This is a genomic window from Streptomyces sp. SID5785 (assembly GCF_009870065.1).
Lineage (GTDB): Bacteria > Actinomycetota > Actinomycetes > Streptomycetales > Streptomycetaceae > Streptomyces.
This window is the reverse complement of sequence record NZ_WWIA01000673.1, coordinates 1-573: the sequence shown is the minus strand read 5'-3', so window position 1 is coordinate 573 and position 573 is coordinate 1. Positions and strand designations below refer to the sequence as shown.

General features: G+C 72.1%; 1 protein-coding gene and 1 pseudogene. Both read left to right on the top strand.

Features of this window, described 5'->3' with window-relative positions; genetic code table 11:
• A pseudogene (locus tag GTW43_RS21775) lies at positions 1-318 on the top strand (arginine-ornithine antiporter); the annotation flags it as partial.
• A gap of 17 nt (positions 319-335) precedes the next feature.
• Positions 336-573: arginine deiminase family protein (locus GTW43_RS21770; protein WP_343246084.1), on the top strand; the 238-nt coding region annotated here is incomplete at its 3' end.

Sequence of the window (573 nt, the reverse complement as noted above, 5' to 3'; positions counted from 1 at the left end):
CTCGCCGCCGCCTTCGCCGTCAAGATCGGGCTGCGCGCCGACGCCCGTACGGCCGGCGGCGGGCAGACCTCCACCCGGGAGGCGACGGTCGCCGTCCTCGCGACGGTGTACACGACGTTCCTGCTGTTCGCGGCCGGCATCAGGTTCGTCCTGATCTCCTTCGTCCTCTACGCCCCCGCCACGATCCTGTTCGTGATGGCGCGCCGGGAGCAGGGCCGCCGGGTCTTCTCCCCGCGTGAGCTCGTCGTCCTCGCGGTCTCCGTGGCCGGCGCCGTGATCGGCGTCGTGGCCCTGGCCGCCGGCTGGATCAGCCTCTGACCCCGGGAAGGCACACCGTGACCGACCAAGACACCCGTCCCTCCTCCGCGTACGGCGTCCACTCCGAGGTGGGCCGGCTGCGCAAGGTCCTCGTCTGCGCCCCGGGACTCGCCCACCGCAGGCTCACCCCGACCAACTCGGACGACCTGCTCTTCGACGACGTCATGTGGGTGGAGAACGCCCAGCGCGACCACGCCGACTTCGTCGCCGAGCTGCGCGGGCGCGGCGTCGACGTCCTCGAACTGCACGACGTCA